This is a genomic window from Streptomyces sp. NRRL F-2664 (assembly GCF_000719345.1).
In the GTDB taxonomy this organism is placed as follows: domain Bacteria; phylum Actinomycetota; class Actinomycetes; order Streptomycetales; family Streptomycetaceae; genus Streptomyces.
Genome location: NZ_JOFX01000029.1, coordinates 78456 through 84729, shown reverse-complemented (window position 1 = coordinate 84729; position 6274 = coordinate 78456). Strand labels below are relative to the sequence as shown.

Annotated in this window: 7 protein-coding genes; all 7 read right to left on the bottom strand. The window is 72.5% G+C overall.

The window, feature by feature from the left end; translation table 11 throughout:
* Positions 1–93: 93 nt before the first annotated feature.
* A complete protein-coding gene (locus IF89_RS0124000; protein WP_030662724.1) occupies positions 94–735 on the bottom strand; it encodes an IclR family transcriptional regulator in 642 nt (213 codons plus the stop codon).
* A gap of 348 nt (positions 736–1083) precedes the next feature.
* Positions 1084–2868, bottom strand: a complete 1785-nt coding sequence (locus IF89_RS0123995; protein WP_030771735.1) for a DEAD/DEAH box helicase — start codon at positions 2866–2868, stop codon at positions 1084–1086.
* Positions 2869–3015: 147 nt separating this feature from the next.
* Positions 3016–3411, bottom strand: coding sequence for a type II toxin-antitoxin system death-on-curing family toxin (locus IF89_RS0123990; protein ID WP_030771732.1), 396 nt, complete (start codon positions 3409–3411; stop codon positions 3016–3018).
* A complete protein-coding gene (locus tag IF89_RS0123985) occupies positions 3408–3608 on the bottom strand; it encodes a hypothetical protein (RefSeq protein WP_030771729.1) in 201 nt (66 codons plus the stop codon). The genes IF89_RS0123990 and IF89_RS0123985 overlap by 4 nt, the downstream gene beginning before the upstream one ends.
* 107 nt (positions 3609–3715) lie before the next feature.
* Positions 3716–5209, bottom strand: coding sequence for an MFS transporter (locus tag IF89_RS0123980; RefSeq protein WP_043194322.1), 1494 nt, complete (start codon positions 5207–5209; stop codon positions 3716–3718).
* A gap of 217 nt (positions 5210–5426) precedes the next feature.
* Positions 5427–5849 carry a hypothetical protein gene (locus IF89_RS0123975; RefSeq protein ID WP_158717912.1) on the bottom strand — a complete coding sequence of 141 codons (423 nt, stop codon included), beginning with the start codon at positions 5847–5849 and terminating at the stop codon, positions 5427–5429.
* Between the two features lie 122 nt (positions 5850–5971).
* Entirely contained in the window at positions 5972–6220 is a 249-nt protein-coding gene (locus tag IF89_RS46095; protein WP_158717911.1) for a hypothetical protein, read from the bottom strand.
* Positions 6221–6274: the final 54 nt, after the last annotated feature.

The following is a 6274-nucleotide window of genomic DNA, read 5'->3' as shown; positions in this document are numbered from 1 at the left end:
CTTCCTCCACACCTACAACCACCACCGCTGCCACACCGCACTCGACGGACACCCACCCATCAGCCGAATCAACAACACTGCGGGTCAATACACCTAGCGCAACGCGTCGGCGACCTCTCGTGCCGCGTCCACCACGCGCGGCCCCACCCGCTCCGGCACGGCGTCCGCCAGCATGACGACGCCGACGCTGCCCTCCAGCCCGCTGATGCCCACGAGCGGCGCGGCGGCCCCGCTGGCGCCCGCTTCGAGCTCGCCGTGGGTCAGGGTGTACCCCGGTTCGATGAGGGAGCCCTGACGGGCGGCCAGGATGGCCCGGCCGGCGGCGCCCCGGTCCAGCGGGTGGCGGAAGCCGGCCCGGTAGGCCACGTGGTAGTCCGTCCAGGTCGGCTCGACCACGGCGACGGCGAGCGCCTCGGTGCCGTCCACGAGGGTCAGATGCGCCGTGGCGCCTATGTCCTCGGCGAGGGACCGCAGCGCGGGCAGGGCCGCCTCCCGCACCAGCGGGTGCACCTGCCGGCCCAGCCGCAGCACTCCGAGCCCGACCCGTGCCCGGCCGCCGAGGTCGCGGCGGACCAGGGCGTGCTGTTCGAGGGTGGCGAGGAGCCGGTAGACGACCGTGCGGTTGACGCCGAGACGGTTGGAGAGCTCGGTGACGGTCAGACCGTGGTCGGTGTCGGCGAGCAGTTTGAGGACCCGGAGCCCTCTGTCGAGAGTCTGGGAGGTTTCCGCGGTCACGACGCCTCTCCCTCTTTCGGTGAGCGGCGGTGACTCTCGGGGCGGTGCGTCGCCGGTCCCGCGGCGGCGCACGGAGAGGCCGCCGGTAGCGGCCATTGCACCGGCTGCGCTCCCGCGGCGGCGCTGCCACGGTGCGTTCGATGCGGGGAATGTAGCGAGCAGGTCCGCTCAGCGGAAGGGCTCGTCCAGAATCCGGGCGCGAGCTACCTGTTTATGCCGTTTCCTGATCGCCTCGAATGTCGTTTCGTGACAACGATGCGTACAGAAGCGGGAGCGGCGGGACGACGACGGGGTCCGTGCGAACCTCCGCACGGACCCCGTCCCCCGTATCGGGCGAACCCACCGCACTCACCGCATACGGGTCGCCCACTCCTGCACCTTCTTGATGCGCTCGCGGATCTGTCCCGCCGTCGCCTCCGCGCTCGGCGGTCCGCCGCAGACCCGGCGCAGCTCCGTGTGGATCACCCCGTGCGGCTTGCCGCTCTGGTGGACGTACGCGCCCACCATCGTGTTGAGCGACTTGCGGAGTTCCAGCAGTTCCTTGTGGGAAACCACGGGCCGGCGGTCGGCCGGCAGCTCCAGCAGGTCCGCCTCGGCGTCCGGCTTGCGGCGGCTGTGCGCGATCTGCCGGGACTGCCGCTTCTGCAGCAGCATCTGCACCTGGTCCGGCTCCAGCAGCCCGGGGATGCCGAGGTAGTCCTGCTCCTCCTCGCTGCCGGGGTGCGCCTGCATGCCGAACTCGGCGCCGTCGTAGAGCACCCGGTCGAAGACGGCGTCGGACTCCAGCGCCTCGAAGGACATCTGCTCGTCCTCGCCGGTGTCCTCGTCCTCCTGCCGGTTCGCCTCGTCCATCTCCTTCTCGGACTCGGCATACGGGTCCTCCTCGCCCTGCTTCTTCGGCCTGTCGAGGACGTGGTCGCGCTCGACCTCCATCTCGTTGGCGAAGCCGAGGAGGTAGGGGATGGTCGGCAGGAACACGGACGCCGTCTCGCCGCGCCGGCGCGAGCGCACGAAGCGTCCGACGGCCTGCGCGAAGAACAGGGGGGTGGAGATCGTCGTCGCGTACACGCCGACCGCGAGGCGCGGTACGTCGACGCCCTCGGACACCATGCGGACCGCGACCATCCAGCGGTCGTCGTTCGCGCTGAAGGTGTCGATGTTCTTGGACGCGCCGGTGTCGTCGGAGAGCACCAGGGTCGGCCGCGTCCCGGTGATCTCCCGGATCAGCTTGGCGTAGGCGCGCGCCGAGTCCTGATCGGAGGCGATGACGAGGCCGCCCGCGTCCGGGATGCCCTTGCGGACCTCGGTGAGCCGCTGGTCGGCGGCGCGCAGCACGTTCGGCATCCAGTCGCCGCGCGGGTCCAGGGCCGTGCGCCAGGCCTGCGAGATGGCGTCCTTGGTCATCGGCTCGCCGAGCCGGGCGGCGATCTCGTCGCCCGCCTTGGTGCGCCAGCGCATGTTGCCGCTGTAGGAGAGGAAGATGACCGGCCGGACGACGCCGTCGCCGAGGGCGTTGCCGTAGCCGTAGGTGTAGTCGGCGGAGGACCGCCGGATCCCGTCGTTGCCCTCTTCGTAGGTCACGAACGGAATCGGGTTGGTGTCGGAGCGGAAGGGCGTACCGGTCAGCGCGAGCCGGCGGGTCGCCGGATCGAACGCCTCCAGGCAGGCCTCGCCCCAGGACTTCGAGTCGCCGGCGTGGTGGATCTCGTCGAGGATCACCAGGGTCTTGCGCTGCTCGCAGCGGTTGCGGTGCAGCATGGGGCGCACACCGACACCGGCGTAGGTGACGGCGACGCCGTGGTAGTCCTTGCTGAGCGGGCCCGCCGAGTATTCGGGGTCCAGGCGGATTCCTATCCGGGCCGCCGCCTCCGCCCACTGCTTCTTCAGGTGCTCGGTGGGCGCGACGACGGTCACCTGCTGCACCACGTGGTGGTGCAGCAGCCAGGAGGCGAGGGTGAGGGCGAAGGTGGTCTTGCCTGCGCCGGGGGTCGCGACGGCGAGGAAGTCCCGGGGCTGGTTCTGGATGTAGCGGTCCAGCGCTCCCTGCTGCCAGGCACGCAGCTTGCTGGCGGTACCCCACGGGGCACGGCCGGGGAAGGCGGGTGAGAGGTGGTGGGAGGCGGTAGTAGTCACGGTCTCCGGTTCGTGCTCTCGGCGTACTCGGTACGGGGCAGGCGGTCGTACGTAGGACAACCGGGCCACCCTACCGGGGCGGGCCCGTCCCTCGCGGAGGGACAGGCCCGTGACCTCGGGCGGTGCGGCGAGCGTCACACCGGGCCGTCACACGCGGCGCAGCCGTTCGGCGATCGCCGTGACCTCCGTCTCGCGGCCGGCTGCCACGTCGACGACCAGGTCGTAGGCGGTGTCCTGGTCGGCGTCGGCGAGGTCGATGCCGTTGACGGCGAGGAAGGTCGCGGCCGCCAGCCAGGCGGTGCGCTTGTTCCCGTCGACGAGGGGATGGTTGGTGGCGATGCCGTGGAGCAGCGCGGCGGCCTGCTCGTACGGGTCCTCGTACGCGGGGGTCCCGAACATGCGGGCGCGCGGCCGGTGCACCGCCGACTCCAGCAGCCCGGGGGCGCGCAGCTCGACGGTCTGGTCCCGGGCCAGGCAGGCGTGGCGGGCGACGGCGAGGACGTCGGTGAGGGTGAGGTGCCGGCGGGCTCCGGTCGTGGTCATCGGCCGAGCCTGCGCAGGAGGGGGGCGTGCCGGCCGGCGAGCCGCGCGGCTGCTGCGGCGACCTCGTCCCGCTCGGCCCGCAGGCGGGCCCGTACGGCCTCCCGCACGACGTCCTCGGGCCGGCGCCCGGTGGCATCGGCCAGATCGGCCAACTCCGCCCATTCGTCGCCGGACAGCGCGATCGTGATCTCGTTCATGAACGCGACCGTAACCACCCGCGGCCCGTCCCCACACCCCCATTCCGTGCGCGGCCAGGGGCACCGCCGGGGGCGGGGCCTCCGCAGGGGTCGGCGTGCGCTCGGGGTCAGGCGTCCGCGGAGTGGGGCCCGGCCAGGGGCTGCGCGGGGTGGGTCGGTGCGGGCTCCAGGCGGGTTGCGACCCAGGCGCCCACCAGCGCCACGCACGCCATCGGCAGGAACACCACCGCGAACGCGGCAGGGTGCGAGGCCCCCGCCCCGCCGGCGGTCACCGCGTGCGCGGCACCGACCGCTCCGCCGCCGAGCGCGGCGAAGGCGGCGCCGCCGGCGGCGAGCAGCACGACGTTGGCGAGCGCGTCGGAGATCTGCAGGGCGGCGGAGTTGGCACCGACCTCCTGCGGCGGGGACAGCTTCAGCAGCAGCACGCTCGTGGAGCCGATCACCAGGCCCATCCCCAGACATCCCACGGCCCAGGCGAACGCCAGCGACCACACGGGGACGGACTCGACGAGCACGGCCGGCGCGGCCGCGATGGCCAGCGCGACCAGCACCATGCCGACGACCATCAGCCGTTCCCGGTACGGAGCCGTGCGGCCCTGCGACTGCACCCAGGAACCGCCGGCCCAGGTGACCCCGCCGAGGGCGAGGGAGAAGCCGGCCATGGTCGGGCTCAGACCCCGCTGGGTGACCAGCATCAGCGGTACGAAGCTCTCGGCCGCGATGAACGCCCCGGCGGCCACCCCGCGCAGCAGCACCACGGACGGCAGGCCGCGCCGGGCCAGGTACGTCCCCCTGGGCAGCAGCCCCAGCACGGCCGGCACCAGCAGGGCGGCGCCGGCGACACCGGGAACGAGCGACAGCCACCGCAGGTCCTGGGCGGCGTACTGGAGCAGGCCCGCACCGACGGAGATCCCGAGCGCCAGGCGGATGCGCCGCCGGTCGAAGGCCCGGGGCTCACCGTCCACGGGCCCCGAGGCGGTCCGGCGGATGGCGGGCAGCGCGACGACGAGCGGGACGACGACGAGGGCGGGTATGCCGAGGAACACCCACCGCCAGCCGAGGTGCTCGGTGACCGTACCGGAGGCCAGCGGCCCGACGATGGAGGGCACGACCCAGCTCGCGGCGAAGGCGGCCATGATCGCGGGCCGCAGCCGCTCCTCGTAGGCGCGGCTGACGACGACGTACAGGGCGACGATGACCAGCCCGCCGCCGAAGCCCTGCACGGCCCGGCCACACACGAACACCCACATGGCACCGGCCGTCCCGGACACCACGAGCCCGGCGGCGAAGGCGGCGATCCCGACGGTCAGCGGCCGGAGCGGACCCTGCCGGTCGGCCCACTGGCCGGCCAGGACCATGCCGAAAAGGCTGGTGGTGAAGTAGGCGGAGAACGCGAAGGCGTACAGCCCGATCCCGTCCAACTCCCGCGCGGCGACGGGCATGGCGGTGCCGACGGCGGTCGCCTCGAAGGCGATGAGGAAGACGACGGAGATGATCCCGATGCTGAGCGTCCGGTACGCGGGCCCCATGACGCCGCTGTCCCGCGGCGGGGTGGGAAGGGGCGCGGTCTTCTGCGGCACGCGGGGTTCGAGGGCGCTCATCGCCCCAGCGTAAGGTGCACGACCCGCTTTCGACCCTGTCCGTTCGACGGATCCCGACCTCGTCCCGGGGACCTAGGTCTGCGAACGCCACATGCCGACTCCGCTGCAGCCCTGGCCCTCTCCCTCCCCGCGGGGGCTCGCCGCCGTACGGCCGCAACCACGAAGGCCGCCCGAGGCCGGGCGCATGCCCCGGACGGCCTTCGCCTCCTCAGCCGTACTACGGGCCGCAGCCCGCCTGCTGCCGCGTCGACTCCATGAACTTCTTCATCAGAGCGGCGAACGCAGGCCGCCGCTCCTCCTGCTTCAGCTCGTCCGGTACGGCATCGATGAAGAGCATGAGGTCGAAGGCTTCCGGAGGCCCCGGGCACCCGAGGACGACCATGACCCCGCTGTCCCACAACCGGCTGTTTTCCGCGTAGGGCAGCACCTCGGGGTGGTGCTTCTCCACCTCCGAACCCCAGCTGACCTCCTGCCCCTGAGGCCTGCGCTGCGCCGAAGCGGTGAAGCGGGACCTGCCGTCGACTTCGATGTTGCAAAGGAGCTTGGCCCGGCCCGCGGTCAGGCGGAGGTCCCCCGGGGAGTCGACCCGCACCTCGTCACCGGCGCCCATGAACGGAGCGAGCTCGGCCGGAGTGAACACACCGAAGCAGGTGGAGGAGGGCAACCCCGGCGCGGCCGACGGCTTCCCGTCTGAGCAGCCGGCCAGCAGGCCAACCGCCAAGGCAAGGGAGGCAGACGCCAGGCGGTTGCCGGTCTGGGCGGTCACGATGTCGGGGCGGGCAGCGCCGCGGCCTGCTCGGGCAACCCGCCGCCGTCACGGCAACTCAGTTCCCGCGTCAGGGCGCGGGCGGCGGAGTGCGCGATGACCAGGTAGTCATTCCCCAGCTCGGCCTTCCAGGCCCCTTGTTCCCACTGGTTCTCGAAGGTGACGGTGAGCCTGAGGGTTCCGGGCGCCCCCATCCGGGGACTTTCGCAGTCGAAAGCGATCGCGCGCGCGTTGTCCCTGCTCATGACGCGGACGCTTCGGCCCCTCTCTCCTTCCGGTCCTGGTCGCAACCGGATCTC